We start from the raw sequence: 25,372 nt of genomic DNA on the forward strand, positions 1-25,372 counted from the left end.
CGATATATTGAATACTAAAAAACCGGGTCGATTTAATCGACCCGGTTTTTTTATGAATTCTGAACGGATGCAGTTACTTGAAGATGTTACCCTCGCTGCGGTAGCCAGCAGCGGTAGAAATGTACCAGTCGGTGTATTGTGTGCCGCCCGACTTGGCCCAGGCATCGAAGTTAAGATAAGCCGATTTAATCGACTTGGCTTCGGCAGGATAAGCAAAGGCATCGGGGAAATTCAGCGCCCACGGTGCATTGTTGGCGTCCATGTAGTACCGGTTGCTGGCTGGCAAACTGTTGTCTGCACCTGTACGGAACAGGGTTTTGTCTGCTTTGTCTGTCGGTGCATAGTTAGACAGGTGTATTTCGTAACCCCTGCGCTTGTTGCTGATCGAGAATGGGTTAAGTGCATTGTTTACGAGGGTGCCCTGGGCAATTGGCGAGGTGAAAGTAACTTTTACCGTGGCCTGTGCCGCTGTTGCTTTGGGTTTGCCGGGAACGGTGTTGATCTGGCTGGAGCCATCAGCGTTTTTCAGCAGGTTTTCGTGGTTGTCGAATGGAATGATGACCGCTTTAGCTTGTCCGGCTTCTGTACCATTTGCAGCCAGGCTGATATAGCCGTTTTGCAGGCTTTGTCCGCTTACGCTGGCCACTGAACTGGCAGCAACGGGAAGCTGTACACCAAAGCCGTTCTTAAAGTCGGCGCCGGCGGCTACAGGCAGGTAATAACCGGTCATTTCAACCACGTTGTTGGCCGCATTGCTCACATAGGCATAACGGTAATTCACCACCAGGTCATTCACATCAAAGTCGCCGGTGTTTGGCCAATTGTCTTCGAAGGCAAGAGTTGCCCAGCCTGTTGCAGAGGGGTAATAGCTGGTGTAAGCACGGCTTGCATCGTTCGGGAATTCGTCGATTGAGTCATCAACACCATCGTTATCACTGTCTACGCGGGTGTCAATGGCAGATACGTTTGTTTTTGAGATAGCTGCAGGCGGGTTGGCTGTCGCATAAACCACCAGGTCATTGAAATCATTGTCAGAGCCGGCAGTCGCGCTGCGGTTTATATCTTCGAAACCAAACACGAAGAGTTCGTGCTGACTGTCGTAAAGCATAACAGAGTGTTTACGCAAGGCAGCTGTAGACTCGGGGTTGAAGCGTGAATCGGTATAAAACTTTGTGTTTCCGGTCTGAATACCGTTGCTGCTCCAGGCATTCTGAATCAGGACAAACGCAATGGTAGTTCCGGCGCTGAATTTGCCCAGGCTTACCTTGTTGCCGGCTTTCAATCCGCCGCCCGAACCGTAAGCAGATGCGTTCGGGAAAACCATGGTCACTTCGTCAATTGCATTTTGCAGGGTAGATCCTGAAGCCTGTGTGGGAGGGTTGTTGGTTGGGTAGCTGTACCAGCCAAGCGTGTTTTTATAATCAGCACCTTCTGAAACGAACGTGACGAATACCTCGGTGTTATTTTGCGTAACCACGATGTTTGACTGGGCAGTGCTGGTCAGGTACTCGGGGTGTGTTTGCGTGACCGGCTGTCCTTCAGGCAGTGAAGCGTTGATGTAGGAAAGCAGGCTGGCATCGATCTCATCAGATGTGCCAAGCAGGTATTTGGGCCGGCCAAGGGAGAAAGGATACTCAGACGTGTTAACGATGGCACCTGCAGAACTGGTATACGGAGCAGGGTAGCTGTAATCGGTACCGAGAATACCAGCTACAATAGAACCTTGTTTGCCCGTCATGGTGGAGCCTGTCGCCGAAGGCGTTTCGCTGGTGATGACCACGTCGCCGCTCAAACCATCTACACCGCCGATGACCATCTTTACAGATGATTTGTTTTTGATGACTGATTTTACTTTATTCAGTAAACCGGTATACTTTGGCATAACGGCTACAGAGTCAAGGTAGTAAGGAATATCGACGGTAGCGCGTACATAGCCTGATGCATCGCTCACGCCTTTCAGGAAAATTTTCTCTGCATTGTCGGTTGCTGTAACAGTTAACACCACGCCTTTAATAGGCTGGTTGTTGTTGCTAAGCAATTGAATGTCGAACTGAACCGGGCGCGATGTCTGGTAGGCAAAGGTTGAAGGGATCCCGCTGGCGGGCGTTCCTGCTTCTGGCGCAATGGCGCTGTCAGTTTTCTTGCAGCCGGAGATGACACCGCAAACGAGTAAAAAGGCAAATGCTGTTTTTTGTAAGTTTTTTTTCATGGTTATAAATAATTTTTTGTGTCCAGCTGTCGCGGTGCCATTCAATAGGGATGTTCGGTTGTAGCTGAACGCAAACATGTGTCACAGAAGGCCGCAGTGAGCTGCTTTTGGTAATCCTTATGAAAGAATGGTGCCCTGTGGCCGTGCACCAGGCAGGGTATCGGTAAACCGCTGGGATGTCCCGGCAAGATGTTGCCAGACCCGGACAAAGTGGTCCCGGAGCTGTGTAAACCGTTCCCCAATGGGTAAATTTTGTGGAGCGGGTGTGGCGTGCGTGGTTCCCCATTGTGTGGAATGGACTTGTGGCGGCCTGATCCTGCCTTGAGGCCATGCGTGGTCAGAATTGCCATAGCGGTCGGTCGGCCCAAAGTCATAAGCCCAGATCGATTTGAGCGAATGGCTTATTTGCCCTAATTTGCGGCAAAATCACGATTCATGGGAAGTACGATCAACCTTTTTCGCAGGGTAGCCGTTTTGGAAGGCATCTCTTATTTGCTGCTGCTGTTTGTAGCCATGCCGCTGAAATACTTTGCAGACCTGCCCGCAGCAGTAAAATATACCGGCTGGGCACACGGGCTGCTGTTTGTGTTGTATGCAGCCTTGCTGGTCATGGCCTGGAGCGAGAAGCGGTGGTCGTTTGGCAAAGCGGCGTTGTTTTTTGTGTCATCGTTATTGCCCTTTGCACCGTTCTGGGTGGATAAGAAGCTGAAAGACGAATAACACTCAGTTGTACTTGGTACATGGTCGTTAGCACTTACCATTTGTACTTAGAACTTAAATATATATTTGCGAATAAGCGAACGAATATCTATGTTTGCAGCCCGTTCAGCAATGAACGGATCTGCCCAGCTGGCGGAATTGGTAGACGCGCTGGTCTCAAACACCAGTGGGAAACCGTGCCGGTTCGACTCCGGCGCTGGGTACATTCAAACATGATAAAGCCTTGTTAACTGCTAAGTTACAAGGCTTTTGTTTTTTCACAATTTTCCTTGCAGTTTGCATTAAAGATGTGCCATGCCGGGGCAATCGTATATCCGCCGGTTCGGGAACGTCCGATATTACGTTGAGAAATCGGACAAGTGTTCGACAGAATTTCCCGTACCCGGTACCTATCAGACGCATGTCCGATCTTAGGGGCTATCCCCAAATGAGCAGGCCTGCCCGTCAGCGTTCCAAATAAATCCGTTCTATTGCCCTGATGATTGGGTCAAGTGCCAGCCCCTCATCCTGGTTTCCGAACACAACAATAGAGAATTTTTTCTCGGGATAACGTACATAATAAGATGAGAACCCTGTTGTTCCGCCACTATGCGAGATCCGTGTGGTATGATAGCGGTGTTTAATGTACCAGCCATAACCGTAGGCAACGTCGGGCGTTTCGTTTGAACTCGGGCTGAATATTTCGTTCAGGGTTTGCTTTCTGACAGCTTTTCCGCATAAAGCGCCTGGTCCCAATGATAGAAATCGTCAATTGACGAATAGATCCCGCCATCGCCCTGCAGGTAACGGGCGGAACTCTGATCGTCCACCACAAGCTTGCCATTTTTCGGATTGTAGCCATAGGCACGGTTCGATATCCGGCCCTCCAGGTTGTTGAACGTCGAGTTGTACATTCTCAAAGGTTTGAATATATGGCGGCGAACAAATTCGTCAAAACGTAAGCCGGATGCTTTTTCCACGATCAATCCCAACAGCACATATGCTGTATTGCTGTACGAGAACTTTGTGCCGGGTTTAAAATTTGTGCTGTCCTGTCTGGCCACGATGCGCAGCACATCGATATCTTTTAACGGGCGGGTCGTCGGAACGCTGCCATAGCTCTGCAGCCCCGACGTATGGTTGATCATTTGTTGACCGTAATTTCTCTGGTTGATGGTGGCAGCCCGGGAAAGAAACGAGCCAGCCGGTCATCGAGGCCAAGCTTACCCTGGTCGCGGAGCATGAGGATCGCCATTGCGGTAAAAGGTTTGGTTACTGAAGCGATCCGGTAATTGGTTTTGTTCGTAGCCCTCATTTTTCTGGCGATATCAGCATACCCGAATGATCGCCTGTAAAGTTTCCGGCCATCCCGGATAATCATGACACTGATCCCGCTGGTCTCAGGGGCATTGTACCGGCTGAAGATGCTGTCTACAGCCCTAACCTGCTGTAAGGTCGATTGAGCAAACAAATCGCCAACCAGCAAGTACTGAGTAATACAAAAAGAAATTTCATGTAAAGCGGTTTGTTGACGAAAGATAGGAATTGAGCAACCGGTCCGCAAAGGGCTTTTGACAATCCTTGGCAGACGCAACTTTTTTTAAACGCTTAAAGTTTAACCCAGGCACAACTCATCGCGACGGATCGCAACTCCAGTTTGAAGGGCTGAATCAGACAGAAGGGGGGCATGATACGATTCAATCTTTTGTGAAATCAGCATCCTCAATCTTCACGCGCCTGATCCGGCCACCTTCTTTATCAAACACTCATTAGCCATAAAGCACCTGGCAATTTTCACAGTAGAAACTTCTGCGGTTGGTTTTGCCGGTATGGGCTTTTGTAAACGGGATCTTGCAGCGCGGGCAAGTTTTTTTGGTATGCGCCAGCCAATGCTTTTTCAGTGTAAATTCTTTTTTCCATTCCAGGAACTGAAAGGCATACATTCTCGTTTCCCTGACCATTTCCTTTAATTTGGCCTCTGGAAGTGCGCCGACTGCAGACAAAGGATGCACTTTGATGCGGAACAGGACCTCGTTCTTGATGATGTTGCCGCTGCCAGCAAAAATATCCTGGTTCAGCAGCGCATCGCAGGCAAGCATTTCTGGCAGTCCTTTCAACTTCCTGATCGCTTTTGAAGCTTTCCATTCATCGGCCATGACATCGCCCGACCAGTCATATAGTGTGTCTACATGGCTGTCGAAGATTTTGACCGAACATGCATAAAAATTGAGTTCGTCCTTTTCGAATTGCAGGCTTAACCGTACAGGCGATTCCTTTCGTTCATTGATGCGGTATGTTCCGAACAACAGGAAATGAATGCGGAGGGTTAAGTTTTTGAAACATACCAGGAAGTGTTTTCCCCATGACCGGAAGCTTTCTACCTGCTGGCCTTCCAGCAAACTTTGGTCTACTTTACTGTTGCCTTCAACGGCAAGAATCTTTTTTCCTTCCAGGTGAAGTTCTTCGACGGCTTCCTGCAATATAACAATGGATGGTCCTTCAGGCATATGGTTTCTTGCGCATTGTTCTATTCTTCGGCTGCACGACCGGCTCACCGTCGGCGTCAGGAAGAGAAATGCTTCCTGAATTAAACACGGATCTGGGGCAATAGTTGTTGCCCGCGCGACAATATCTGCCATGGTTAATTGTCAAAATTTCACTGCCAGTGAAATTCGGATCACATCTTTTACCGGAAAGTAGTAGCTTTAACCAGCTATTGGTGCACAAAGCAGATGAAGACGCTGAAACAGCTCAGACTGGCAAAACAATTATCTCAGCAGGAGCTTGCAGGCCTCTCGGGTATCTCTCTTCGAACCATACAACGCATGGAAAAGAACCAGTCGTCAGGCAGCCCATATGTCATCCGAAGCCTTTGTACAGCACTTCAGATCTCGCCTCATGAACTGTTTACCCCGAAAGCAGCCGAACCTGTCGATCACCAGGCGGAATGGGCGGAGAACGCGGCGGCGACCGATGCCCGGACTCCTGTCTCATTGGCAAAGAACAGGCACGTCAAGATCATTAATTTAGGCGCGCTTTCGGTACTTCTTTTTCCCTTTTTGAATCTGGTCGTCGTGCCCGTCCTATACGGGGTCTTTCACCGGAAGATCAATGCCCCGGCCGCCCGGGAAGATGCACTGCGGATCATCAGCTTCCAGATCATCTGGAGTCTCGTTACCGCGGTTTGTCTGGTTATGACACCCTTGCTCGACCATCTGATCTGGAATATCGGTGAAATCCTGGACGTTCCTTTATTTCTGTGGCTTTACCTCATCCTGCTGATCGGGCACATTTTTTCGACGCTATACCTTGCTTGGAAACTGAATCAGAAAAAGGCGGTGAGTAAAGCCTTTCCTAACTTTTTTTGAGCAGGACAGGCCGACCTGGCATAACATTGTCATATAATTGACGCCCTCCTTGCTGCAGCGGAAAGAAGGCGGTTGCTGTAGTTTTACCGAAAAAAAATATGTCAGGTAAATATTTGATAGCGGTACTCCTCGGTTTCCTGCTTTGCGGTACAACCGCCTCTGCCCAGACCGTTCTGGCCGATTCAACCACTGCAAAATTAAACGAGGCTGTAGCAGGATTTCAAAACCGTTACCATGCACCCGGTTTGGTTCTGGTGATTGTTTATAAAGACAACGTCTTGTTCGCTGGCGCTTCGGGTTATACCGACCTGGAAAGTAAAACCCCTGCAACCATTGATTCAAAATTCCAGCTTCAGTCGTTGAGCAAGCTTTTTACCGCGACGCTGGCCATGAAACTCTGGGAGCGAGGTGTGATAGGCCTGGATACCGACATCCGGAAACTGGTGCCGGAGTTCAGAGGGCAAAACCGCGGCCGGCCAGCCAGCGGAACAATGATGATCGAATTGCTGACACATTCGTCGGGCTTGCCCAGAAATGCGGCTGCCGATGTGACTTTTGCCCGGCAAATTCAGCAATGGCAGCTCAACGGGAAATTGAACGGCCCCGTACAGGCAGCTACTTTGGCTGCGTTCCTGAAGTCGCTGGGTACAGCTTCCAGGGAACATCCGGAATTTGACTTGCTGCCGCCAGACAGCAGGCAATATTCGAATATGGGTTATACCTTACTCGGCATCGGGCTTGGCCGAGCAGCAAAAACCACATTTGAGGCTGCCGTTATAAAGGGGATCTGCCAGCCGCTTGGCATGCCGGCTACCGGTTTCGGGACCATGAGCCATGCTATGAATACGATCGCTACAGGTTATTCTTACCGGGAGGAAACGCAATCGTTTGTCCGGACACCCGGATTTAAGGTCAATGCGAGTGCGCCGGCCGGCGGCATGTTTTCTACCGGCAGGGATATGGCCAGGTTTATCAGTGCACAATTCTCAGAAGACAAAGCAGTGTTATCGCCAAAGACGATCCGGATGATGCATGCGCTTGGGATAGGCTGGCAGCGGTCCTATCCCTTTGTAAAACACGAAGGCGCAATGCTGGGCGCCAGAACCGAAATAGTTATTCATCCCAAAGCAAAATTGGGTTGGGTGGTGTTAACAAACGCGACCGATTTCGAGTTTGGCAGGCTCAATGAATATATTGCCGGATTGCTTTTGCCCCTGTTTGCCGAGCAACCCGTAACAAACATTGATGCTTATGCCGGGACCTACTACCTGGAGGGCAGCAATGAAACGCTCAGGATATACAAACAGGACGGCAGGCTGTTCTCGACTTACCTCGAAGATCTGCTGCCGCAAGAACCCCTGGTGTTTTCGGGCAGCAACGCCCTCAAGGCAAGAGGGCATAACGGTCATGATGTTACTTACCAGTTTTTAGCAGCCGGGGGAAAGGTCTTGTCGCTGAGGCTTGATCAATTGACCTGGATTAAGAAATAGCAGCTCAATGGCATGTGGCTTGTGAACGGATCAATCCCAGCAACCCGGTTCGCTGAAACTGTACATATGCCTTCAACATCCGGGCAAGTTAAGGGAAGCGCTGTTTGTTCTACCAGGGAATGACGGTTTTATTCAATTTTTTAAGGGGCCGCCGATGTACTTTTGATGCAGCAAGGGGCTAAAAAATCGCTCTATGTTAAAAAAATCTTTAATTGATAGACCATGTTCGAACCACAAACCATTGTCAGAACGCTGCGGTTGTCAGCTACCCCCAGCCAGGTATGGGACGCTTTAACAAATCCCGAAAAAACAAGGTTGTTTATGTTTAACTGTTCCGTCGCGTCCGACTGGGAGGTCGGTCATCCCATTCGCTGGAGCGGGAATTATGAAGGTTATGAAAGCGGCGAGCGTGGTGTGATCCTTGCCTGCGAACCGGGCAGGTTGCTGCGGTATTCGTCTTTCGACCCGAACTTTGGCTTTCCTGATGTACCCGAAAACCACCTGCATATTACCTATACCCTTCATTCCGAAGGCGAGGAAACGATGCTTGTTACGCAAATTGAGAACTTCAACGGCAATGAGCAGCGCACAGCGCACATCGCTGCCGGCTGGGACCGGATTGTGCTGCCCGCTCTGCAAGCGCTGTTTGCCGGCAAGGCCGTTGATGGCAAGGGACGATAGCTATCGTTGCGAGCGAGTGAATCAATTTAGACGGCCTTATGGCCTATAAAGTATTTTGGCTTTACCCTGTGGAATTGAGGCGGCCTATGCATCATCAAGAAAAACCCCATGAAACCACTTCAATTTTTGCTCCTGTTCTGTTTGTTGCCCGTTTTTTCAAACCAGCTGTTTGCGCAGGAAAAGACCGGACTTCGTCCCAGTTTTTCTACCGTTACAAAGCCTGAGCTGTTATGGTTGGTCCATATCGGAAAAAAAACATTTACACTTAAAAAATCGCAGGTAGACAGCCTGGCCATGCAGGAAAGGATTGAGAAAGTCAGGCTCGAGACAGGGCCAGAGGCGACAGCCATTTATGGTTCCAGGGCCGCACATGGTGTCGTCATCATTCAGCTCAAAAAGACGCTTCCGCGCAAAGTGTACAGAGAGCTCAGGAAACAACTGGCGCCCTTTTGACATGGCCATGCTGATCAGGTTACCGCAACCTGGCCTAAACGACCCCTTTTTTGTCCCCAATTGCCCCCATGCAGCTTCGAACCATCCGTTAACTTTGGCTGTCTGTAAATACCGTGAACATATGAGAAAGGTAACCTTCACTATGAACATCAGCCTGGATGGCTATTGCGACCACACGATTGGCGAGCCCGATGAAGAGGTGATGAGCTACTTCGCCGAACAGGTGCGGGGCGTGGATGTGTTTTTCTTTGGCCGTATCATGTATCAGCTGATGTTTCCGTATTGGGCTGATGTGGCCCGGGAACAATCGGGTACTGCTGCTGAAAACCGTTTTGCAGTTGCTTTAACCGCCGCAAAAAAGGTCGTTGTCTCGACAACGCTAAGTGAAAAAACTGCGGATATCGTCCTGGTGCGGAGCAATCCTGCAGAAGCACTTTTGAAACTGAAACACCAGCCTGGAGGCCTTATTTCGGTCGATAGTGTAAGCATGCTGCCCGAATTGGTCGCAGCAGACCTTATAGATGAATTCAACCTGGTGGTCCATCCGGTAATGGTGGGCAAAGGCCGGCGCCTGCTCGACGCCGCCACATTGCAGGACAAACTTAAACTGAAGCTTAACGAAGTGGTGAAATTCAAGTCGGGTTGTGTGGCGCTGCATTATACCAGGTAGCCGGTCAGATTGACCAGTCAGGTTGTCTGTGCAGGCATTCAGGACCCTGCCTTTTGCCGCAAGACCAGGCCACTCAGGGAGCTGCCAATTAGGCCCAGTACGAGCGCAATGAATGCACCGGCCTTTCCGCTGCCCGAGCCCAATGCTGCGCCGGCACTTGTGCTGAGATGGATAAGGCTGATCAGAACAGCTACAAGGCCCGTTGTCAGGCCAATTTTAGCCAGGGTGCGCCTGCGCCTTATTTTTGCCATGCCGCCTCCAACTACACTAACCACGGCAAGTAACCCGGCCGCGATCGATTTTGACCGTCCGGCAGTAAGGCCTGTTACCGGGGCATTTTCTGGCTTCGGGAGCTGGCTGTCAGAAGCCTGACCGGTCAGCGCTGCATTTGCAGCTGTGGAAAACGTCAGCCATACAGACAACAGCAGTACGGCGGCGAAAAACAGACGAGGGGAAATAGCCATATATTTTCTAATGAGTTTTTTCAGGCAAGTTAAGGCGCTTGGAAAGCCGGAAATTGTAAAAAAGCGGCATCTAATAGGTAACCGTACCGCGGTCTGTTGCAGCCATCGTATCGGGATTAAAATAGGCTTTTGGGCTATGGCCGGAGAAAATTTTAAAGTCATGAATAAAATGCGCCTGGTCGTAATAACCATGTTCGTGCGCCAGCTGCGTGAGCAGTTTTCCCTGAGCGGGCCTGTTCAGCAGCGCATTAAACCTGCTGATGCGGAAAAATAATTTCGGACGAAAGCCGGTAAGGTGTTTAAACCGCCTTTCAAACTGTCGCACAGATAAGTACTCCGCTGCAGACAGGCGGTTGAAGTGAACCGGTTGGTCACCCATTGCCCTGATGAACGAGATGAGCCGCAGATTTTCAGGTTTCGCATATCCAAGCCGTTGCTCCAGAAAGGTGCATGCATGTCTGATCCTTTCGTCGTTGTCCCGGGCCAGCATCATTTGCTCTTCGAGGATTTCTCCCTCCCTGCCAAAAAGGGTCTTCATATCTGCCGAACAGTCGGTCAGCAGGGTAGCAGGTAGGTTGAAAAGTTGCGGCAAGGCGTGAGGGTAGAGGTAAAAAGCAAAAATCCCGAACGTCCCCGTGGTAGCTACCGTACTGAAATGCTGGGTTTGGCCATAAACACCCGGAGCCAGGAGCTTTTCCTGACCGCTACCGGCACGGTACTGGAACTGCCCTTTATAACAAAAACTGAATTCCGGACAAGTGTACGCAAATGCATGGTGTACATAGGGCCGCTCAGCACCAACATCGCCTTCGGCGAACCAGAAAAAACGCACATAATCAGCAAGATGGGGCGGAGGCTGTACAAGCTTAAAATACATGGTGCTATCAATATCCGGTTTTTTGCCGCATAATTTGTTATGCCAGAATAACTTTTATATCGAAATCGTGCGCAACCGGGAAAGCCGATGCGGAGCCCAAGGCTGATGAGCCGACCTCTAAAACTATAAAAAACGCAAAACCAGATCTTCCCATTCCTCCTGCAGGGGCACATCAGGCCTGAGGTGCTGTGCTTTACGGTACCAGTAATCGGCATTCCAGAGATCGCCTTCTTTCCTGTGCAGATAGGCATGCACATGTGCCGAATCGCGATCGTCCAGGTGATCGACCTGCTCATGGGCGCGGTTCCAGTCGCCCTTGCCGTCATACCAGAGTGCCTTCAGTTGCACGGGCAGTCCTGCTTCGGGGACTTCATGCTTTAGCGATTCCTTAAATTGATGCAGCTTCTCCATGACATGTTACCATTTTATTTATGGTTACGCAAAGTACGCAATATGCCTGTGGTGATCAAAGCAGAAGACCGTTTAAAAGCTTGCCCGGCTTGCTCAGGGCTGAATAAAAACAGGTGCACCGGTCAGCGTCAATGTACCGGTAAACTCTGTCTTTGCCTGCTCCCAATTTATCTGTTTGGCTGATCTGACGTTCATTGCGGCAGGAAATCTGTAGCTGACCGTTGCATGCTCTGAACTGCCGCTCGTCCGTGCCCACAGCACATACAGGTGGTTTTGTTGTGTAGCCGAGTAAAATGCCGCACCGTCTGCATTGTCTGGCAGCTGGAGCGCCGCTGTCGCCGCAGCATCGTATTTTCGGCCACCCAGCAGCCGGCTCACCGTGCGCCAGGCGGTTCCTCCGGGTGTTATGCCCGTGGTATAGGGTCCCTCCGTTATCTTTTTATAAAGCCCCATTGCCTGGAAAGGTTCCGTAACCTCTTCTGAAAGCTCACTTTCGGCTGCGCCATAAATGTAAAGGCTGTTGATGCCTGCTTTTTGCGCCGCAACGGCAGCTTTGATCATAAAGTTACGTTGTACCTCCTCACCACCAACGTAGTTACCGACCGCTTTCCGCGGGATATTCGTTTCTGTGACAATAAACGTTTTCCTGCCAGGCGATGCGCCATAACCGTACTTATTCAGAACCGCTTCGAATTCAGTTTTATGGTTCACGATCGCCCTTGCCGCGGCATCTGAATTGCGGTTGCTGCCCAGGTCGTACATGGGGTAAACATGGTAGCTCAGGCACCGAAACCAGTCGCCACCCTTCTTTGGGTAATCGGCGGTTACGCGTCCGCCATCGGGGTTATCAGTGTTTCGCAGAATGGCATCAAGGAACCCCGGGTAGCCAAGCCCGCCGACACAAACAAGTGCGTCTTTATCCAGTTGACTGACGATCTCGCTTGTAATCCTGAGCATCCGCACGTACGACTGAACCGGCGCCGAAAAATTTGAAAGATCGCAGGGGTTCGGATCTGAGCGGTCCCAGGTCTGGCTGGCCGCCCAGTTTGTCGTATAGTCGGGCTCATTCCAGACTTCCCAATATTTCACGTATGGGCCATAGGTTTTCACCACATTATAAACGTAGTTTGCGTAGTAGTTTTTGGTATTGATATTTCCCGGCGATGTCCATATCGGCTCATACAGGTTGGCAAAGGTTTGAGATTGCACACCCTTACAATAGCTGGTTTGTTCCCTGTGCTGATCTGCAGGACCGTTCAAAAAGATGGTGTGGTCCCGCCCGCCCAGCTGTGCGTAAGTTTGAAAGGCAGTTCGCCTGATGTCGTATCCCCATTGCTGCACAAAATGGTCGTACATGGCTGCCCGGAGGCTGTTTACGCCCGAGCCGGCAATGTTTTTGGCCGGGTTCCCGATCAGAATTTCGGCAAGCTGCTCATCTGACCAGCCCGGATAATAGCCCATGTTTGAACCATAAAGAAATGTCCCGGGTTCTGTTTGAGGCTGGTTTGTGTCGTCGTCGGGGACAGAAACGACAGATTTACAGGATCCTGAACACAGCAGGACCAGGAGCAACAGGAATGAATAACGTGTGCGAACCATGATTGCGGTAGAATTGGTCTATTAATTTACGCAAATCGCCTGGTATTTTTACGACCTGCAAAGATTTCATATGCCTGATTCCGGGCAGGGCAGCAGGATAATGGCAGATTAATGGTATCTTGAACAACAGCCTGCCCGTTCATCTATGTCGTCGATCCGCTTTACCGCCAAATCCATTTTTCTGATTCTGCTGCTGTTCATTTTGCAGCGGGCTGGTGCTCAAAAAGTTACTGACACCCTCTCCGGCTATAGGTACGAGGAGCGCATACTCCATGCGCCGCAGCCGGCCGCTGATTTGCCCTTGATTATCGGTTTGCACTGGAGCGGCTCCACGCCTGAAGCCTTTGCTGCCTACCTGGACGATTTAAAAGTTGCTGCCCGGTTAATTGTTGTCCGGGCGCCCTATCCGCATAAATCAGGATTCTCATTCTTCAGCAGAAAACCGCATGATTATTACCAGCTGGCGCGCCAGGAGAAGATTGCTCATTTTTTAGCCGAAGGGGAAAAATTAAGCAGGTTCGTCCGGGCTATTTCCGCAAAGTATCCGCTGGCAAAGAAACCCGTCATAATCGGAGCTTCGCAGGGCGGGGATCTGAGTTATCTGATGGCCATACGTTACCCGCAGTTGATTCGCGCAGCTTTACCCTTGCTGGCAACCATTGATCATCAGCTGATCGGGCCGGCTGGTAAGCGGCCGGCGCAGATGTATATCTACCACGGCACGGCAGACGCCATTGTGCCGGTTGAGGCGGTTTACGGCCATGTCCGGTTGCTGAAATCGGCCGGTTACCGGGTAAAACTTTTTACCTTTCGGGACCTCAAGCATGACATTTCGCCCGAAATGAAGCGCGCATTTATCAGTTGCCTGGAGAAATTTTTATAGTCCTGCAGGGTGGGGCGGTGGTTGATCTTCATCTAAGCGGGCCTTCCTGTTTTCTTTCGCGCCAAAAACGCGAGCAGCAGAATCAGTAGATAGATCAGCTGGACGATCGCATCGTACGAGTCGCTCAGCGGATCACCGTTGCGGCTATGCACGGCAATGGCGCCGATCATGATAAGCAGCAGTCCGACGGCGGCCGGCGGGCCTGTATGCAGCCATTTGTCTGCTAACAAACCAACTGCACCGCAGATCTCCAGTGCCATAACGACATAATGGAACCAGAAGGGCAGACCGGAGGATGTAAAAAACAGCTCCATATCTGCCGGGTGCAATGCCTTTCCGGCTGAAAACAGCAAAAAATTCCCGGCAGCCAGCACAGCCAGGCCGGAACTGGCGGCCGCATGCACAGGTGGTGCCACAGACCCGTCCAGCGCCAGTATCGCTTTTAGACTGGTGGCCACGAAATAGCCTGAATACAAATGGATCATGACTAAACAGCTGTCTTTCAGAATAACAAGACCGCTTAATGCTGTTATCTTTTCCTGCCTGAGGAAAAACAGAAAAAACAGAAGCAGCACCACAAAAGCACACATGCTGCAGAAAAGTTTTGGAATGATGGCTTTGGCCAGGATACGCGCATTGATCAGCGCAAAAGCGCTTCCCGCGAGTCCTGAACCCAATAAAAGGATGATTTTCATAGCAAAAATGCCGGGATGTGGCAGTTCTTTGAATTTACTTATTTCATTCGAATTAATTTAATTTTTGTTTCAAGGCTGTGAATTTCTCTACTAGCATAAGATTTGTAGCCACGCGGGGTGTTGCCGGTTTACCTGCTGCACCGCGTAACAATTTCCACCTAACCTGCGTTTACCGCGGCAAGGGTAGCCGCATACACACCGGGTCCTGTAACAATCCATGCTGCAACCGTCTAATTTCAAAATGAACCATGAAACATGTCTTTCTGATGCTGCTTGCCCTGGCAGTCCCCTCAGTACTTGCTGCACAGCAATCTGCAACCTATAAACATACCAACGCCCTTTTAAAAGAAAAGGATTTTTTCCAGGCCCGGAATTTTTTTCAGGCAAACCGGCAGCAGATGACTGCAGGAGAAAAGTTTGTTGTTGAAGCTTACCTGCACAATGCATTCAACAAGCCTGCGCTTTCCAACAAAGCCATCACTGCTTTCCTGGACCGGCATGCAGGTAACGCTTCAGATTCGTTGAAAATGGACCTGCAGCGTTTAAAGATGCTCAACCATGTCAGGCTTTTTGAATATGCAGACGCTTTGCGGGCAAGCAATGTCCTGGAATTGAGGTACAGCAGGTTGTTATCAGCAGCAGATCTGGACGACTACCGAAACACTGCTGTGATCTGGAAGGCTCTAAGCGGCATGCCCGGGCAGGAAGTGATTGTAAAAGAAACAACCACAATCCGGATGAAGCGCGATAAAGCAAAGTTAGCCAACCTGGAGGTGAAAGCTGCTGGTGTAACCGCCGATTTTATCTTCGATACAGGAGCCAACTTCTCTACCGTTTCGGCTAGCACCGCCAAAGCGCTTGGCATGAAAATGCTTGACGGAACCCTCGAAGTTGGTGCCATAACAGGTGGTAAGGTGAAATCAGGTCTGGCTGTTTGTCCGGCTTTTTCTATAGGTAATATCATGGTGAAAAACGCTGTCTTTCTCGTTTTTCCTGACTCATCGCTTGCGTTTCCGCAGATCCAGTACCAGATCAACGGCATTATCGGTTTTCCCGTTATTGAGGGACTTAAAGAAGTGCAGCTTACACGAAACGATGATTTTATCGTGCCCAAAGAACAATCGGCGGGAGCTGCGCTGAACATGGCCCTTGATTTCCTGACGCCGGTGATCAACCTGGGCGGAGAACATTTTACATTCGATACCGGCGCGACCGGAACAATGTTGTACAGCAAATACTTGCGCCGGCACCAGGCAGAAATTACTGGTACGTACGAAAAGACAGACCTGCAGTTTGGCGGCGCGGGAGGCATGCTGACAAAGAAGGGGTATAAGATCATATTTCGTCCGCTGGTGAGCGGCAGGCAGCTTGAACTGCCCGACGTGCATGTTTTTGATGAAAGCCTGAATGAAAGCAAAGACCATTTTTATGGTAATATAGGCCAGGATGTGATCAGGCAATTCGATAAAATGACATTGAATTTCGGTTTGATGTTCATCGCATTCAAATAACTGGAAGGGAAGCGATTGTTAGGCGAGAACACAGACAACTACGGTCATTAGGCCAGTGGTTTGCCATCGTGGCTTTGCGGCACTGTTAACTTGCTGATAAAGCAAACGCGAGGCGCGAATCAGCCACTGGACTAGCGCGCATCCCGCGCGTGCTGAAGAGATAATTACATCCTGGCAAAAAAAATTTAAGATGAGCCCGGTATTTCCCGTTTTACGTCAGGCTTTTCCCGCATGCCCGCATGATGCCCGTTTGCCCGGGGGGGCTGCACGCTATCGATAAAAATTGAATCCGGGCTGCGCTAAGGCGCTTGATAGGAAAGCGAGTTGCCCGACCAAAAGGCCTAATCCGGAATTTTCACGGCAAATTCAAATTGCTACAAAAAGTTAAAGAAGGGTAATTATATTCACAACAATCCCGTCGCTGCAGGTTTCGTGTTTGAGGCGGAGCAATAGCGGTATTCCAGTGTGATCGACTATGCCGGAGGGAAAGGCTTGCTCGATATTGATTTTTTATAAACTTCTTGTTTTATCAGCCTAACCACGCATACGCAGAACGTGTGCGCCAACTGAGGCTGACTTGTTTTATCAGCTCGCGCGTCACGCGCGCGCTGAGCTTGTTAGCTTTTACTTTGTTAAGCTGTTAGCTTAGTTAGCGCGCGTCCCGCGCGTGTCGATTCTAACCAGACACACGCAGACCGTGTGCGCCAACTGAGAGATATTTATCTCCTGCCAAAAAACTTTAAGACGAGCGTAGCATTTCGGGTTTTATAACACGTTTCTCTGGCATGCCTGCATGATACCGGTTTGCCGGGGTTGCCAGCTGTCAATAAAAAATTAAACCATGAAAATTTTAAACAAACTGTTTCTTTTTACAGGAATCGTCCTGTTAACCGGCTGTAGCAAAGATCCGGCTAATCCCGAGGTAAACCCATTTATGAGTGTGATGAATGTCTCGCCCACACTGGCTACCTACAACATTTATCTCAATGGAACCAGGGCAACAAGCGGTGCAGTGCCCTTTGGCGGTATTATTAATTACCAGCCTTTTCCTGCCGGCCAAAGCACGGTGAAGATTACCAATGGCGGGACCGACGCGCCTGTTCTTCAGAAAGACGTGAACCTGGAAATGAACAAAGTCTACTCACTGTTTTTGACCGGCAAAGATCAGCAGCGTGAACTTCTGCTGATTGAAGACCAGTATCCCGAAAAAAACACTGAAAAAGCGTATATCAGGTTGGTCAACCTTTCGCCTGATGCACCTGCGCTCGATCTTCAGTTAAGCGAAGGACAAACCAGCCTGGCCACCAATAAGGCATACAAACAGCATAGCGGTTTTACACTTGTTGCCGCAGGTACACATACGTTTGTTGTAAGAGAACAAGGAACGCAGGCTGTGAAACTGACCGTTCCGAACCAAACGCTTGGGGCAGGAAAGGCCTATACGCTCATCGTAACGGGACTCAATACCGCAGGCGACCTCGACAAGCCATTGGGGGCCCAGCTGGTTACCAATTATTGACAATAAAGGTTATTACCGCAGACGCGGCAATGCGTGTTGCAGACGGGGAGGCGGTTACCTGCGTGGTTGTTGGCTTAGTTCTTCAGGCGGGAAACCGGTTAAACGTTCGGCATAAATGAGTTTATGAACAATTGGGAGTTAGCTGGCCATTAACGCTGCAAAACGTTCGGCAAACTGACCTACATGAAAGCCATCTGCAAGTGCATGGTGCACATGAACGGAAACTGGCATCGATTTGCGGCCGGCGTTTTCGGTTACTTTGCCAAAAGAAATTTTTGGACAGCTATCGGGAAATGAGAAACTGCGTGCATGTGACAAGGCAGTGAAATCGAGCCATGGAAGCGCCGAGCAATGGATCACGTTCGCCCCGGAAAGCGCGGGAACCAGGCCTTTGCTGGCCCGAACCTCAGCCATCACCTTGGCTGCGTGTTCGTGAAATGCGGCCTCATCGGTCATGTAGTCCATATAAGCAAATCCGAAAGTGCCGTCAGGTCGGTTAATCGTGGGCGAGGCGTGGACCGCTTCGAACAGGTACACTTTGCCGTCTGAAATACGGTAACGAAAAGCTTCCGTTTCATTGGCGGCGCGCAGTGCCTGGTAAAGGTAATGTACAAAAAAAGACCGCTTCAGGTCTTTTGCCAGCTGATAAGCCGCCGTACAGTCCACGCGGATAGTTACACCAAAGAAAGGCTCTGAGAACTGCGAAAAGAATTGAAAATGGTCTTTACGAACCCAATGATCCAGGTCGATCTCCTGTTTCCGGTTGTTGCTGTGCTGTTGCGTCTCCATGTTTGATTTATTAATTTCGTGCGAAGATCGATAAGATCGCTGCGCAGCCAAAGGACATTTGTCCCAACCTGAAATATGCTTAGAACCAATCCATCCCTGCTTAGGTACATAGATGGTCTGTATGCCGGACAATCGAAGAGCGACCACATCATGTTAAAAGCCTACAGTGCAGGCGAGCTGCTCCTGGCGCAGGGAAGCACCGCCAGCAAAGTTCTGGTGCTGAAGTCAGGCATCTGCAAATGTTTTTTTACCGAAGAAAATGGCAAAGACTACATCCTTGAATTTATGGGCGAGGGGGAGATCTTTGGCGAGATCGAAGCGATCCGGAATACCAGCTGTTTATGCAACGTCGCTGCGGTCACTACTGCATCGGTGTATCAACTCAGCCTTCCGGCATTTCATACCTTGCTGCATGATGAGCCTGAATTCAGTAAACTGGTTCTTGGCGAGCTGGCCGAGCGGCTGGTGAACACCAGCAGCCGGGCTTCCTTTCAACAGCTATACACCGTTAAACACGGCTTAGCCAGGCTGCGCGACTTACAGCGACGGCAAAACATAACCTTGCAAAAAGAAGACGTCGCGGCTTACCTGGGTATTACCCTGCGAAGCCTGAACCGCCTGCTCAAAGACGATGCGCCCGCCGACTGATCGCTGTTTACTGCTAAATCGATTTGAACTTTGTTCAGGGACCAAAATAATCTTAACTTAAGTTTCCTGATCAACACACCATGAAGCATTCAACATTCTGTGCTACGGCCCTACTGGCGGCTATTCTGTTCTGCTGCTTACCTGTACTGGGGTTTCAGCCCCGTTTTCGGAAAGCCGAGCGGCCTAATATTGTGCTCATTCTGGCCGATGACATGGGTTATTCTGATGCAGGCTGCTACGGGGGAGAAATCGCGACGCCCAGTTTGGATTACCTGGCTGCCAACGGGATCCGTTTTACGCAGTTTTACAATACCTCCCGCTGTTGTCCTACCAGGGCCTCGTTGCTGACGGGGTTGTACAACCACCAGGCCGGTGTTGGAAAGATGACCGAGGCCGAAAACGCACCAGGTTACCTCGGGTACCTGGGCGAAAATACGGTAACCCTGGCCGAAGTACTCAAGACAGCAGGTTACCATACAGCGATGACGGGCAAATGGCATGTTTCGAACACGATCGTTCAAAAGGACCCGAAAGACCAGTTGGCCTGGCTGAACCACCAAAAAGATTTCGGCGATTTCTCGCCGCTAGCCCAATATCCTACCAACCGCGGATTTGATCAGTTTTTCGGTACCATATGGGGCGTGGTCGATTTTTTTGATCCGTTCAGCCTCGTGAGCGGCACCCGGCCCATCACCGCCGTTCCTGAAAACTATTACCATACCGATGCAATTACTGATACTGCCGTGGCCTACATTAACGGTTGGAAAACTTCCGACCAGCCTTTCTTTTTATATGTGGCACACAACGCACCACACTGGCCCCTCCAGGCCCGGCCTGAAGACATTGAAAAATACAAGGATACGTACAGCGGTGGCTGGGATATCATCCGCGAGGCACGCTATAAAAAAATGGTACGCCTGGGATTGATTGATCCGAAGGTCGTACCCATGCCCAGGCAGGGATCGTCTGGCTGGCCGGAAAACCCCGATAAGGAATGGGATGCGCGGGCAATGGCCGTGCACGCGGCAATGGTAGACCGGATGGACCAGGGTATCGGGAAGATCATCGCCGCACTGCGCAGCACAGGAAAGCTGGACAACACCCTGATCGTATTTTTGTCAGACAATGGCGCCAGTCCGGAGAATGCTGCCCGCTATGGTCCAGGTTTTGACCGTCCGGGCAGCACACGCCGCGGCTTGCCAATTGTCTACGCAACAAAAAAAGAAGTCATGCCGGGAGCCCAGACGACGTATACCTCGATCGGTCCTGAATGGGCCTGCGTGGCCAACACACCTTATGCGTACTGGAAGGCCGAATCATATGAAGGGGGGATCCGTACACCAATGATCGCTTTCTGGCCAAAAGGCCTGAAAGCCAGGCGCGGCAGTTTCAGCGCGCAAAGGGCGCATGTCATGGACTTTATGCAAACCTTCGTGGAGTTGTCGGGCGCAACCTATCCTGAAGCATACAAAGGCCGCAGCATCACAGCCCAAACTGGTCATAGCCTGGTTCCCGCATTACGGGGTCTGCAGGCGGCGGGACACAAAACACTTTTTAATGAGCACTTTGGTGCCAAGTACGCCCGGTCGGGAGACTGGAAACTGGTTGCAAAACCGGGAGCAAACTGGAAATTGTACAACATAGCCCGGGATCCTGCAGAGCAGGCCGATCTGTCAGCGCAGTACCCGCAGAAGAAAAATGAGCTGGAAGCATTATGGCAGGCCTGGGCCGAACGCCATCAGGTGTTTCCCAAACCGGGCCAGAAATAACCGCTGCCACAGGCAAGTGGTCATGCGCTCACTCAGATTTCAGCTGCCGTGCCCGCTGTAAAAAACTTTGTCTGTTCAGCTCGGCTTCCACCTCTTCAATCGCCTGCATGATGTTGTGCTGGGTCAGCGTAAGCTGCGCGGTCGCTTCGGTAATGAGGTTCCAGACGGGCTGCATCCGGTCAACCAGGTCTTTGCCTTTTTTACTTAATTGAATGAGCCGCTTGCGCTCGTCCTGCTTGTCGCGGCGTGATACGATCAACTTATTTTTCTCAAGTTCTTTCAGCAGGCCGATGGTAGAAGGGTGGGTGTACCCGATCTCTGCTGCGATAGCGACCACACTCAACGATGATTTGACGTGCAATGCGTATACAACCGGGAACCATTTGGGCTCAAAATCGATGCCCGATTCCTTGTAAATCAGTGCGCCATCTTTGCGGATGCGTTCGCTGAGCCGCTGCAGGCGGGTCGCCAGGGCCAGGAGGCCGGCTTCGTTTATTATATTCATGTCTGGACATCAAGCCCGCGGTGAAAGAAAAGCGTATCGGTCTTTGCGCGTGGAAATTCAGGCGGCAACTGCGATGCCTGGATCCGGCGGAAGCCGTTGCGCTCATAAAAACGATGTGCTGCTTTCATTGGCTCTACAGTGCCAAGATAAAGATTTTTGATGCCCGATTGCTGCGCATGGGCGATAAGTTTTTCGATCAGGGTCTGTGCTATGCCAAAGAGCTTGCCGCGAAAATCCCGATGAACAAACATTTTTCTGATGGCACCGGTTTCGCCGGCCGCCTTGACCAGGGCAATGCTGCCAACCAGGTCTTGACCCGAAAAAGCGCCCAGGAAGGTGCCGCCAGGCTCCAGGTAGAATTGCGAAATGTTGCACAGATCGGGCTGATCGTGGAGCGTAATGGGCAGGCCAAATTCCTGCTGCTGGATGGGAAGGATAAGCCCTATGACCTCGTCCTGATCGCTGTCGCTCAATTCCCTGATGTGAATGATAGAGTGCATAAAATTAACTTTATATCAAAACTACGTAGTTAACTACATAAATGCAAATGTTGTAAATGAATCCTGATGCGAAACACTTTCGGAAACCCGTGATCAAGAACTTAACGCCCCAACTTACAACTTTACGCCGTACCTTTGCTGCAACTGCATGGCTACACATACTTATGAACTGCCCGGATCAGATCTGCCGGATTTTACCCAGCGACGACTTGCTGAACACACGGCAGAAAGGTATTTTTTTGATGTGTTCACAGCCAGGTTGGTGCGGCCTTCTTACCTGGTCATTGACCATGGAATTTTTGAAGGGACTGCTGCCGACAGCGTGTCGGTCGAGCTTCAGGTGCTGCGGTCAACGGATAAACTTCTACTCAGCTGTTCCTGTGGTGCCGGCCATGCAAAACTTTGCCTCCACATGGCAACTGCTGTGCTGGCTGTGCAGCAAACAGAAGACTGGCTTGTATTTTTCGATAGTGACCGGCGCCGCCGCCGGTTAAAGCAGGCCGCTGCTGCTTATGGTATGGAACATGAACAGGCGCTCGATCAGTTTTTCACCCTGTTTTTTGAGGGAGCGTTGAAGATCAAACCCAGACTGCCGGGCTTGCTCCGCTTAACAGGCGACGATATGGCTGTGCTCAAAAATGCGGTTGGCGGCACGGTTCAACGCAAAAAGGGCGAGCTCAGATCAGGCCGGAATTTTGTTGTTTTCAGGCAGCATCGGTTTTACCGGCATTTGGTTACTGAAGTGTATCGTGCCGAACTGACCAAGGCAGGTAAGCCGAAAAATCCTTTCACAGCCGTTAAACCGCTGGATATGGTCTGGAATACCGGCAGTCAGGAACGGATTCGTTTTTTTACTGCCATTCACCGTTTTCAGCAGCCGGGTGGCGGCAACAAAATGCCCGAAGATCTGGCCGCCCTGCGGGCAATTGTTGCAAACCCCGCTGGTTATGCTTTTTACCGGCACCTCTCCGAGGCGTCAGACCAGGTCACTGCAACATCGATCAGCCCCTTACACATCCGCCCGGGCCAGGGCAAAGTCTTACTGAAAATTTCGCGTGCTGAACATTTTTACGAAGTGAGCGGCCGGTTCGAGCACAAAGAGGCTTCGGCTGCACTGCATGACTGCAGCATGCAGTTTGGTTACTTCATCGAACTTGCCGGATCCCTGTACCTGCCCGAACGCCTGGAATCGCTCGGACTGGTTGACCTGCTGATGCAACATGGGGGCACATTACGGATCCATGCCTCACGTTACCATTTTTTTAGAACTGAGTTCCTGGATCCCCTCGGGGAAAAAATCAGCATGGAACACAGCTACATTCCAAGGGCAACAACGGGGCAGATCAGGGAACAGGGTTTTCATGAGCGGCGGCGTATCCTGTATCTTTCAGACTCCGGCAATTATGTCGACCTGGTGCCGGTCATGTCTTACCAGCATGTGGAAATACCCATCAGGAGCCAGCGCATTGTGGAAGGAACAGACCACAAAGGCAAACGCTTCCAGGTAAAACGTGATGAGGTCGCAGAGGCGGAGTTCCTTGGCGATATCATTCGTCAGCATCCGTATTTCATCGAACAGGCGGAGAACGGAATGGATCATTTCTACCTGCACCGCCTGCGCTTTATGGACCAGGCCTGGTTTCTCCGCGCATTTGAGGACTGGACGGCCGGCGGCATCGAGGTGCTGGGGTTTGATAAACTGGAGGGCTCAAGACTCAACCCCAATAAGGTTGCGGTAGACATCAAAGTGCTGAGCGGGATCAATTGGTTCAATGCCGTTATCGATGTGCGGTACGGCCGCAAAAAAGCTTCTTTAAAGAACATTTACCGGGCGGTACGCAACCGCAACCATTATGTGCAGCTTGATGATGGCACGCAGGGCATCCTCCCTGACTACTGGCTGAAACGCTTCGAGAATTTTTTCAGCCTGGGCGAGCTTGGTGATGACCAGGAGATCGATATACCCAAAGTAAATTTCGCGGCGCTCAGCCAGGCGGCCGAAGCCGAAGAGCTGGACCGGAAACTGGAGGCTGAGATCCGGGACATGCACCGGCAGCTTGATCCCGATGCTGCTGCGGTGAAGACGCCGGTGCCCGCGGCGTTTTCAGGCGTGTTGCGCGGTTACCAGAAAGCGGGTTTTGACTGGCTGAACAGGCTCGATGCTTTGGGCTTTGGCGGTTGCCTGGCCGACGACATGGGCCTTGGCAAAACGGTCCAGGTTCTGGCTTTCATTCTGGCGCAGCGCGAAAAGGTACAGCAAAACACCAATCTGTTGGTCGTGCCGGCCACGCTGATTTTTAACTGGCAGCAGGAAATCAGCCGGTTTGCTCCCTCGCTGCGCGTGCTGGTGCTGCATGGCAGCAACCGGAGGCGTGATACCAGCAACTTTGACCAGTACGAGGTGATCATCTCTACTTACGGGTCCTTGCTGTCTGATATCGCTTTCCTGAAATTATACCGGTTCAATTACGTTTTTCTCGACGAGTCACAGAACATCAAAAACCCAGACAGCCAGCGGTATAAGGCTGCCAGGTTGCTGCAGGCCAGGAACCGCATTGCCATTACCGGCACCCCGATCGAAAACAACACCTACGATCTGTACAGTCAGCTTTCTTTTGCCTGTCCGGGACTGCTTGGCAGCAAGCAATATTTCAGGGACATTTATGCCACGCCGATCGATACCTTTAAGGTAAGCAAGCGGGCGACGGAACTGCAGCAACGCATTTCTCCGTTTGTGCTCAGGCGCAGCAAACAGGAAGTGGCTGCAGAACTTCCCGAAAAAACCGAAATGGTACTCTACTGCACCATGGAAGAGGAACAGCGGCGCATTTATGACGCGTATGAAAAAGAGTTCCGGGAATATGTAGATGCGGTAACAGGTGAAGAACTAAGGCGCAGCCCGATGAACGTGCTCAAAGGACTCACCAAACTTCGGCAGATATGCAATTCTCCCAAACTGCTGGGCACCGAGGCCCTCACCGGCACGCAGTCTGCCAAGATTGACCTGCTGACAGAGCAAATTATCAGCAAGGCCCCGGCGCATAAGATTCTTGTTTTTTCACAATTTGTGGGCATGCTGAACCTCGTGGCAGCAGAACTTGAACACAACCAGGTCGGCTGCTGCATGCTGACCGGCCATACGCGCAACCGGGAGGCGGTTGTAAACCGTTTCAGGCAGGATGCCGATACCCGTGTGTTCCTGATCAGCCTGAAGGCTGGCGGCACCGGCCTGAATTTGACCGAAGCTGACTATGTCTACCTCGTAGACCCCTGGTGGAACCCTGCCGTCGAAAATCAGGCAATAGACCGCGCGCACCGGATTGGCCAGAATAAACATGTGGTCGCGGTGCGGCTCGTATGCAGCGATACGGTAGAAGAAAAGATCCTCGAGCTTCAGGATACCAAGCGCGATATTGCTGCTAAAATGCTACAGCCCGGTGCCGGCGGTCTGCAGGCCCTGGAAAAAGATCAGTTGCTGAAGCTGCTGTCGTCGCCGGCACTGCTGACGGATACGCCGGTCAAACCGAGGATGTTGCCCGAACCAAGGCGGAAAACCAGTTTGTAGACCTTGCAGGACTAGCCTGGATGGCCCGTACGGTGGCCGTTCCAAAGGCAATAAACAGTGAGGCTGT

General features: G+C 50.9%; 25 protein-coding genes and 1 tRNA gene. 13 read left to right on the forward strand and 13 right to left on the reverse strand.

Annotated elements, in window-relative coordinates; all coding sequences use genetic code 11:
• Positions 1–73 precede the first annotated feature (73 nt).
• On the reverse strand, positions 74–2,209 hold the full coding sequence (locus C7T94_RS18220; protein ID WP_162618756.1) for an LruC domain-containing protein: 2,136 nt from the start codon (positions 2,207–2,209) through the stop codon (positions 74–76).
• 435 nt (positions 2,210–2,644) lie between these two features.
• Here C7T94_RS18220 and C7T94_RS18225 point away from each other — a divergent pair, with 435 nt between their 5' ends.
• Both C7T94_RS18225 and C7T94_RS18230 read left to right on the forward strand, forming a co-directional pair.
• A complete protein-coding gene (locus C7T94_RS18225; protein ID WP_107217356.1) occupies positions 2,645–2,929 on the forward strand; it encodes a DUF3817 domain-containing protein in 285 nt (94 codons plus the stop codon).
• A gap of 123 nt (positions 2,930–3,052) precedes the next feature.
• Positions 3,053–3,132 (forward strand) — tRNA-Leu (locus C7T94_RS18230).
• Between the two features lie 241 nt (positions 3,133–3,373).
• On the opposite strand, the gene C7T94_RS18235 is transcribed toward C7T94_RS18230, so the two are convergent.
• The 4 genes from C7T94_RS18235 to C7T94_RS18250 form a co-directional block, all read right to left on the reverse strand.
• Entirely contained in the window at positions 3,374–3,664 is a 291-nt protein-coding gene (locus tag C7T94_RS18235) for a serine hydrolase (RefSeq protein ID WP_107217358.1), read from the reverse strand.
• A complete protein-coding gene (locus C7T94_RS18240; protein ID WP_107217360.1) occupies positions 3,616–4,056 on the reverse strand; it encodes a serine hydrolase domain-containing protein in 441 nt (146 codons plus the stop codon). Before C7T94_RS18240 ends, C7T94_RS18235 begins: the two co-directional genes overlap by 49 nt.
• Positions 4,053–4,394, reverse strand: a complete 342-nt coding sequence (locus C7T94_RS18245; protein WP_162618757.1) for a serine hydrolase domain-containing protein — start codon at positions 4,392–4,394, stop codon at positions 4,053–4,055. The genes C7T94_RS18240 and C7T94_RS18245 overlap by 4 nt, the downstream gene beginning before the upstream one ends.
• Before the next feature lie 283 nt (positions 4,395–4,677).
• Complete coding sequence (locus tag C7T94_RS18250; RefSeq protein ID WP_107217364.1) at positions 4,678–5,415, reverse strand: DNA-formamidopyrimidine glycosylase family protein; 738 nt, start codon at positions 5,413–5,415, stop codon at positions 4,678–4,680.
• Positions 5,416–5,640: 225 nt separating this feature from the next.
• On the opposite strand from C7T94_RS18250, the gene C7T94_RS18255 reads away from it, so the two are divergent.
• The 5 genes from C7T94_RS18255 (at position 5,641) to C7T94_RS18275 (ending at position 9,570) form a co-directional block, all read left to right on the forward strand.
• On the forward strand, positions 5,641–6,276 hold the full coding sequence (locus tag C7T94_RS18255) for a helix-turn-helix domain-containing protein (protein ID WP_107217366.1): 636 nt from the start codon (positions 5,641–5,643) through the stop codon (positions 6,274–6,276).
• Positions 6,277–6,374: 98 nt separating this feature from the next.
• Positions 6,375–7,766 (forward strand): serine hydrolase domain-containing protein, encoded by a 1,392-nt coding sequence (locus tag C7T94_RS18260; protein ID WP_107217369.1) that lies wholly within the window; start codon positions 6,375–6,377, stop codon positions 7,764–7,766.
• A gap of 222 nt (positions 7,767–7,988) precedes the next feature.
• Positions 7,989–8,447, forward strand: a complete 459-nt coding sequence (locus tag C7T94_RS18265; protein ID WP_107217371.1) for an SRPBCC family protein — start codon at positions 7,989–7,991, stop codon at positions 8,445–8,447.
• 108 nt (positions 8,448–8,555) lie between these two features.
• A complete protein-coding gene (locus C7T94_RS18270; RefSeq protein ID WP_107217372.1) occupies positions 8,556–8,900 on the forward strand; it encodes a hypothetical protein in 345 nt (114 codons plus the stop codon).
• 121 nt (positions 8,901–9,021) lie between these two features.
• Complete coding sequence (locus C7T94_RS18275; protein WP_107217449.1) at positions 9,022–9,570, forward strand: dihydrofolate reductase family protein; 549 nt, start codon at positions 9,022–9,024, stop codon at positions 9,568–9,570.
• Positions 9,571–9,608: 38 nt separating this feature from the next.
• On the opposite strand, the gene C7T94_RS18280 is transcribed toward C7T94_RS18275, so the two are convergent.
• From C7T94_RS18280 to C7T94_RS18295, 4 genes are all read right to left on the reverse strand, one after another.
• Positions 9,609–10,034, reverse strand: a complete 426-nt coding sequence (locus C7T94_RS18280; protein ID WP_107217374.1) for a DUF6223 family protein — start codon at positions 10,032–10,034, stop codon at positions 9,609–9,611.
• Positions 10,035–10,104: 70 nt separating this feature from the next.
• Positions 10,105–10,911, reverse strand: coding sequence for a helix-turn-helix domain-containing protein (locus C7T94_RS18285; protein WP_107217376.1), 807 nt, complete (start codon positions 10,909–10,911; stop codon positions 10,105–10,107).
• Between the two features lie 123 nt (positions 10,912–11,034).
• Entirely contained in the window at positions 11,035–11,322 is a 288-nt protein-coding gene (locus C7T94_RS18290) for a hypothetical protein (protein WP_107217377.1), read from the reverse strand.
• 93 nt (positions 11,323–11,415) lie between these two features.
• The gene (locus C7T94_RS18295) at positions 11,416–12,921 is read right to left on the reverse strand and encodes a glycoside hydrolase 5 family protein (protein ID WP_107217379.1); all 1,506 of its coding nucleotides are present in this window, start codon (positions 12,919–12,921) and stop codon (positions 11,416–11,418) included.
• 145 nt (positions 12,922–13,066) lie between these two features.
• Here C7T94_RS18295 and C7T94_RS18300 point away from each other — a divergent pair, with 145 nt between their 5' ends.
• On the forward strand, positions 13,067–13,804 hold the full coding sequence (locus C7T94_RS18300) for an alpha/beta hydrolase (protein WP_107217381.1): 738 nt from the start codon (positions 13,067–13,069) through the stop codon (positions 13,802–13,804).
• 32 nt (positions 13,805–13,836) lie between these two features.
• On the opposite strand, the gene C7T94_RS18305 is transcribed toward C7T94_RS18300, so the two are convergent.
• Positions 13,837–14,499 carry a DoxX family protein gene (locus C7T94_RS18305; RefSeq protein WP_107217383.1) on the reverse strand — a complete coding sequence of 221 codons (663 nt, stop codon included), beginning with the start codon at positions 14,497–14,499 and terminating at the stop codon, positions 13,837–13,839.
• 248 nt (positions 14,500–14,747) lie between these two features.
• Between C7T94_RS18305 and C7T94_RS18310 the strand changes: the two genes are divergently transcribed.
• Together C7T94_RS18310 and C7T94_RS18315 are read left to right on the forward strand one after the other, a co-directional pair.
• Positions 14,748–16,010, forward strand: a complete 1,263-nt coding sequence (locus C7T94_RS18310; protein WP_107217385.1) for a retropepsin-like aspartic protease — start codon at positions 14,748–14,750, stop codon at positions 16,008–16,010.
• 841 nt (positions 16,011–16,851) lie between these two features.
• A complete protein-coding gene (locus C7T94_RS18315) occupies positions 16,852–17,529 on the forward strand; it encodes a DUF4397 domain-containing protein (RefSeq protein ID WP_107217387.1) in 678 nt (225 codons plus the stop codon).
• A 138-nt stretch (positions 17,530–17,667) separates the two neighbouring features.
• Here the strand turns inward: C7T94_RS18315 and C7T94_RS18320 are convergent, their stop codons facing one another.
• On the reverse strand, positions 17,668–18,318 hold the full coding sequence (locus C7T94_RS18320) for a chloramphenicol acetyltransferase (RefSeq protein ID WP_107217388.1): 651 nt from the start codon (positions 18,316–18,318) through the stop codon (positions 17,668–17,670).
• 75 nt (positions 18,319–18,393) lie between these two features.
• Here C7T94_RS18320 and C7T94_RS18325 point away from each other — a divergent pair, with 75 nt between their 5' ends.
• Both C7T94_RS18325 and C7T94_RS18330 read left to right on the forward strand, forming a co-directional pair.
• Positions 18,394–18,966, forward strand: coding sequence for a Crp/Fnr family transcriptional regulator (locus tag C7T94_RS18325; RefSeq protein ID WP_107217390.1), 573 nt, complete (start codon positions 18,394–18,396; stop codon positions 18,964–18,966).
• Between the two features lie 80 nt (positions 18,967–19,046).
• A complete protein-coding gene (locus tag C7T94_RS18330) occupies positions 19,047–20,735 on the forward strand; it encodes an arylsulfatase (RefSeq protein WP_107217392.1) in 1,689 nt (562 codons plus the stop codon).
• A 28-nt stretch (positions 20,736–20,763) separates the two neighbouring features.
• Here the strand turns inward: C7T94_RS18330 and C7T94_RS18335 are convergent, their stop codons facing one another.
• Positions 20,764–21,240: a MarR family winged helix-turn-helix transcriptional regulator gene (locus C7T94_RS18335; protein ID WP_107217394.1), complete on the reverse strand. Its 477-nt coding sequence runs from the start codon at positions 21,238–21,240 to the stop codon at positions 20,764–20,766.
• A complete protein-coding gene (locus tag C7T94_RS18340; protein ID WP_107217396.1) occupies positions 21,237–21,740 on the reverse strand; it encodes a GNAT family N-acetyltransferase in 504 nt (167 codons plus the stop codon). Before C7T94_RS18340 ends, C7T94_RS18335 begins: the two co-directional genes overlap by 4 nt.
• Positions 21,741–21,888: 148 nt before the next feature.
• Here C7T94_RS18340 and C7T94_RS18345 point away from each other — a divergent pair, with 148 nt between their 5' ends.
• Positions 21,889–25,305: a DEAD/DEAH box helicase gene (locus C7T94_RS18345; protein ID WP_107217398.1), complete on the forward strand. Its 3,417-nt coding sequence runs from the start codon at positions 21,889–21,891 to the stop codon at positions 25,303–25,305.
• Positions 25,306–25,372 lie beyond the last annotated feature (67 nt).

Origin of the sequence: Pedobacter yulinensis (genome assembly GCF_003029735.1) — a bacterium.
GTDB classification, from domain to species: domain Bacteria; phylum Bacteroidota; class Bacteroidia; order Sphingobacteriales; family Sphingobacteriaceae; genus Pedobacter; species Pedobacter yulinensis.

What these genes read in the sequence shown, in the direction of transcription:
- C7T94_RS18285 (WP_107217376.1), bottom strand. Translation starts at nt 10,911, where the DNA reads ATGTATTTTAAGCTTGTACAGCCTCCGCCCCATCTTGCTGATTATGTG.
- C7T94_RS18295 (WP_107217379.1), bottom strand. Translation starts at nt 12,921, where the DNA reads ATGGTTCGCACACGTTATTCATTCCTGTTGCTCCTGGTCCTGCTGTGT.
- C7T94_RS18220 (WP_162618756.1), bottom strand. Translation starts at nt 2,209, where the DNA reads ATGAAAAAAAACTTACAAAAAACAGCATTTGCCTTTTTACTCGTTTGC.
- C7T94_RS18255 (WP_107217366.1), top strand. Translation starts at nt 5,641, where the DNA reads ATGAAGACGCTGAAACAGCTCAGACTGGCAAAACAATTATCTCAGCAG.
- C7T94_RS18320 (WP_107217388.1), bottom strand. Translation starts at nt 18,318, where the DNA reads ATGGAGACGCAACAGCACAGCAACAACCGGAAACAGGAGATCGACCTG.
- C7T94_RS18290 (WP_107217377.1), bottom strand. Translation starts at nt 11,322, where the DNA reads ATGGAGAAGCTGCATCAATTTAAGGAATCGCTAAAGCATGAAGTCCCC.
- C7T94_RS18310 (WP_107217385.1), top strand. Translation starts at nt 14,748, where the DNA reads ATGAAACATGTCTTTCTGATGCTGCTTGCCCTGGCAGTCCCCTCAGTA.
- C7T94_RS18240 (WP_107217360.1), bottom strand. Translation starts at nt 4,056, where the DNA reads ATGATCAACCATACGTCGGGGCTGCAGAGCTATGGCAGCGTTCCGACG.
- C7T94_RS18340 (WP_107217396.1), bottom strand. Translation starts at nt 21,740, where the DNA reads ATGCACTCTATCATTCACATCAGGGAATTGAGCGACAGCGATCAGGAC.
- C7T94_RS18325 (WP_107217390.1), top strand. Translation starts at nt 18,394, where the DNA reads ATGCTTAGAACCAATCCATCCCTGCTTAGGTACATAGATGGTCTGTAT.
- C7T94_RS18305 (WP_107217383.1), bottom strand. Translation starts at nt 14,499, where the DNA reads ATGAAAATCATCCTTTTATTGGGTTCAGGACTCGCGGGAAGCGCTTTT.
- C7T94_RS18260 (WP_107217369.1), top strand. Translation starts at nt 6,375, where the DNA reads ATGTCAGGTAAATATTTGATAGCGGTACTCCTCGGTTTCCTGCTTTGC.
- C7T94_RS18345 (WP_107217398.1), top strand. Translation starts at nt 21,889, where the DNA reads ATGGCTACACATACTTATGAACTGCCCGGATCAGATCTGCCGGATTTT.
- C7T94_RS18265 (WP_107217371.1), top strand. Translation starts at nt 7,989, where the DNA reads ATGTTCGAACCACAAACCATTGTCAGAACGCTGCGGTTGTCAGCTACC.
- C7T94_RS18225 (WP_107217356.1), top strand. Translation starts at nt 2,645, where the DNA reads ATGGGAAGTACGATCAACCTTTTTCGCAGGGTAGCCGTTTTGGAAGGC.
- C7T94_RS18280 (WP_107217374.1), bottom strand. Translation starts at nt 10,034, where the DNA reads ATGGCTATTTCCCCTCGTCTGTTTTTCGCCGCCGTACTGCTGTTGTCT.
- C7T94_RS18315 (WP_107217387.1), top strand. Translation starts at nt 16,852, where the DNA reads ATGAAAATTTTAAACAAACTGTTTCTTTTTACAGGAATCGTCCTGTTA.
- C7T94_RS18330 (WP_107217392.1), top strand. Translation starts at nt 19,047, where the DNA reads ATGAAGCATTCAACATTCTGTGCTACGGCCCTACTGGCGGCTATTCTG.
- C7T94_RS18335 (WP_107217394.1), bottom strand. Translation starts at nt 21,240, where the DNA reads ATGAATATAATAAACGAAGCCGGCCTCCTGGCCCTGGCGACCCGCCTG.
- C7T94_RS18250 (WP_107217364.1), bottom strand. Translation starts at nt 5,415, where the DNA reads ATGCCTGAAGGACCATCCATTGTTATATTGCAGGAAGCCGTCGAAGAA.
- C7T94_RS18270 (WP_107217372.1), top strand. Translation starts at nt 8,556, where the DNA reads ATGAAACCACTTCAATTTTTGCTCCTGTTCTGTTTGTTGCCCGTTTTT.
- C7T94_RS18300 (WP_107217381.1), top strand. Translation starts at nt 13,067, where the DNA reads ATGTCGTCGATCCGCTTTACCGCCAAATCCATTTTTCTGATTCTGCTG.
- C7T94_RS18275 (WP_107217449.1), top strand. Translation starts at nt 9,022, where the DNA reads ATGAGAAAGGTAACCTTCACTATGAACATCAGCCTGGATGGCTATTGC.